The organism is Robiginitalea sp. (assembly GCF_049588695.1).
Classification (GTDB): Bacteria; Bacteroidota; Bacteroidia; order Flavobacteriales; family Flavobacteriaceae; genus Robiginitalea.
Window position 1 is genome coordinate 1 of the sequence record NZ_JBAVZJ010000521.1, and the last position, 3,638, is coordinate 3,638.

General features: G+C 50.1%; 4 protein-coding genes. All 4 read left to right on the forward strand.

Features of this window, described 5'->3' with window-relative positions; all coding sequences use genetic code 11:
- Positions 1–103: 103 nt before the first annotated feature.
- Positions 104–721: a GNAT family N-acetyltransferase gene (locus WBV75_RS12095; protein WP_424120848.1), complete on the forward strand. Its 618-nt coding sequence runs from the start codon at positions 104–106 to the stop codon at positions 719–721.
- Entirely contained in the window at positions 718–1,905 is a 1,188-nt protein-coding gene (locus tag WBV75_RS12100) for an argininosuccinate synthase (RefSeq protein WP_424120849.1), read from the forward strand. The genes WBV75_RS12095 and WBV75_RS12100 overlap by 4 nt, the downstream gene beginning before the upstream one ends.
- A complete protein-coding gene (gene argC / locus WBV75_RS12105) occupies positions 1,902–2,876 on the forward strand; it encodes an N-acetyl-gamma-glutamyl-phosphate reductase (protein WP_424120850.1) in 975 nt (324 codons plus the stop codon). Before WBV75_RS12100 ends, argC begins: the two co-directional genes overlap by 4 nt.
- Positions 2,877–2,894: 18 nt before the next feature.
- Positions 2,895–3,638 (forward strand): pyrroline-5-carboxylate reductase (gene proC / locus WBV75_RS12110; protein WP_424120851.1); only part of this gene is annotated, 744 nt, incomplete at its 3' end.

Consider the following 3,638-nt stretch of genomic DNA (forward strand, 5'->3'; position numbering starts at 1 on the left):
TCCGCCTCCGCCCGTAAGGGTGTCTCTCTGTTATGGAATTAGGTGAGTCCAATTCCGCATCGATTTTAAAATTTCTCTTCCACGTATTAATTCTCAATTGGCAATGAAAATCGTAGTTGCTGATGCATCACATATAAAATTTGCAGCCGTGATCTCGGAAACCATTACCGAATCGGCTAAGGTCCGGGGTACGGGGATTGCCAAAAGGACACCGGAGTATATCATCAAGCGCCTTAAAAATGGAAATGCCGTGATCGCAATCGATGGGGACCACTTTGCGGGTTTTTGTTATATCGAAGTCTGGAGCCACCAGAAATACGTGGCGAATTCCGGTCTTATCGTACACCCCGACTATCGGAACCAGGGGCTTGCCAAAAAGATCAAAAAGGCGATTTTTGAACTCTCCCGCAAGAAATTCCCGGAAGCCAAAATCTTTGGTATAACCACAGGGCTGGCTGTGATGAAAATCAATTCAGAACTGGGCTACCGCCCGGTGACCTATTCCGAACTCACCGACGACCCGCAATTCTGGAAAGGCTGCCAGACCTGCAAAAATTTCGATGTCCTTACCCGTACAAACCGCAATATGTGCCTCTGTACCGGGATGCTTTACGACCCAAAACAAATGCCATCCAAACCGGAACCGAATCTGGATAAAAAATCCTTCGAACGCTTGAAAAACCTGAAGCAAAAACTTCTATTAAAGAAAAAGAAACCATGAAAAAACTCGTTTTGGCCTACAGTGGAGGCCTGGATACTTCCTATTGTGCGCACTACCTTTCCCATGAAGAAGCCTATGAAGTTCATGCCGTAACCGTGAACACCGGTGGTTTTGACGGGGAAGAATTAAAGGAAATAGAGTCCAGGGCACTGGAGTTGGGCGTACATTCATACCGGGCCATAGACGCGGTGCAATCCTTTTACGACCGCGTGGTCAGGTACCTGGTTTTTGGGAATATTCTCAGAAACAATACCTACCCCCTGTCGGTTAGTGCAGAGCGCATTGTACAAGCTATGGAAATCGCCCAATATGCGCGGGATACAGGAGCCACCCATATCGCCCATGGAAGTACCGGTGCAGGCAACGACCAGGTGCGTTTTGACCTGATTTTTCAGATTATGGTGCCTGAGGTGCAAATCATTACCCCGATTCGCGATAACCAACTCTCCCGGGAAGCAGAAATCAAATACCTCCGGGATGCCGGTATCCCTTATGCCTGGGAAAAAGCAAAATATTCCATCAACAAAGGGCTTTGGGGGACTTCTGTGGGTGGAGACGAAACCCTGAAGTCGCGTAAGCCCCTGCCTGATCATGCCTATCCAAACCCGTTGGTCAAGGAAGATTCCCAGACGGTCACCCTGGATTTTACAAAAGGGGAACTAACCGCAGTGAATGGAAAAAAGGATACCCCGGTAGCCAATATCCTGAAACTCGAAGCCCTGGCTTCCCAATTTGCTATTGGCAGGGATATACATGTGGGAGATACGATTATCGGGATCAAAGGGCGCGTGGGTTTTGAAGCGGCCGCCCCGTTGATTATCCTTAAATCCCACCACCTTTTGGAGAAACACACCCTCAGTAAATGGCAGCAATTTCAAAAAGAACAGCTGGGGAGTTTTTATGGGATGCTCCTGCATGAAGGGCAATACCTGGATGAAGTCATGCGTAATATCGAAGCTTTTCTGGAAGATTCCCAGCGAAAGGTAACAGGTCGTGTATTTGTAAAACTCCATCCCTATCGTTTTGAACTTGAAGGGATCGATTCGAAAAACGACCTGATGGATGCTTCTTTTGGAAGCTATGGGGAACTCAACCGGGGCTGGTCGGCTACAGATGCCAAAGGATTTATCAAAATCCTCTCTAATTCAGGTCGCATTGCCTCGCAAATACAAGGGGACTCATGATACGGGCAGGAGTCATAGGAGGTTCCGGTTATACGGGAGGGGAGCTCATCCGCCTTCTGCTTCAACACCCGGACGTCCAACTGGATTTTGTGTTCAGCCGGACCCGGAAAGGAGAATCCCTCCACAAGACTTTTCCGGATTTGACAGGACAGACGAACCTCACCTATGTCGACCGGCCCGATACGGAAACAGACGTGGTATTCCTTTGCCTGGGCCACGGAAACTCCGGGCGGTTTCTGGAGGAGTGGACGTTTGGTTCGGCCACACGCATTATCGACCTCAGCAATGAATTTCGGGGGGTGGATAACCGTTGGTTCGGGAAAAGGGAATTTGTCTACGGCCTTCCGGAATGCCATTTGGATGCGATTTCCAGGTCCCGGAACATTGCAAACCCGGGTTGCTTTGCCACGGCTATTGAACTGGCACTCCTTCCCCTGGCCGCTGCAGGCCTGCTCAAAGAGGCTGTACACATCAATGCGGTAACAGGGAGTACGGGCGCTGGAGCAGCACTCTCAGAAACCTCCCATTTCAGTTGGCGAAATAACAATATGTCTGTGTATAAGCCCTTCACACATCAGCACCTTTCCGAGATTCGGGAAACCCTGGAAAGTACGGGCACGGCTATTCCTGAATTGAATTTCCTCCCGCACAGGGGGAATTTTCCCCGCGGCATTTTTGCAACGCTTTATACGGAGTATGCCGGTAGTATCGAACAAGCGGTGGAGTTGTATACGGACTATTACAAAGATTCCCCGTTTACCTTCGTAACGGAGGACCCGGTACACCTCAAACAGGTGGTCAATACCAATACCGCACACCTGCATCTGCACCTGCACGAAAGAAAACTGCTTATTACCTCGGTCCTGGACAACCTTTTAAAAGGAGCCTCCGGACAGGCAGTAGAGAATATGAACCTGATGTTTGGATTCCCCCGGGAACGGGGCTTAACCCTCAAAGCGATAGGCTTTTAAAAATTAAAAATACTTCTGATGAAAATAGCAATCATTGGTGCGGGCAACCTGGGTATTTCAATGGCCAAAGGCATCCTCCACAGCGGGGCCGCCACAAGCATGTACCTGACGCGCCGCCATCCGGATACGCTCCGGGAATTTGAAGCTTATGGCAACGTCATAACCACTTCGGATAACCGCCAGGCGGTTTCGGAATCGGATATTCTGATTTTTGCAGTACAACCTGGCGACTTTCCTGCTGTCCTGAACTCTGTTGAGGATCTTTTGGGTGAAAACCATGTGGTTATTTCCACGATTACAGGCTTTGTCATCTCTGAAATCGAGGCCCTTATCGGTAAGGGGCGGTATATCATCCGGGCGATGCCCAATACGGCAATCTCCGTCCAGCACTCGATGACCTGCCTATGCAGTAATGAACAGGGGAAAGAGCGTCTGGAACTCGCCCAGGCCATCTTTAATCGTATGGGGCATTCCATGATTATTCCAGAAGCGCGTATGCAAGCTGCCACAGTCATCTGTGCCAGTGGGATCGCCTTCTGGATGCGCCTGATCCGCGCAACTACCCAAGGTGCCATACAATTGGGGTTCGATGCCGCGCAGGCCCAGGAACTCGCCATGCATACCTGTCGGGGAGCGGCCGAGCTCCTGATTCAATCGGGAAGTCATCCGGAAGCAGAAATCGACCGGGTTACCACACCCATGGGGTGTACCATAGAAGGACTCAATGAAATGGAACATCAGGGGCTCAGTGCGTCCCTGATC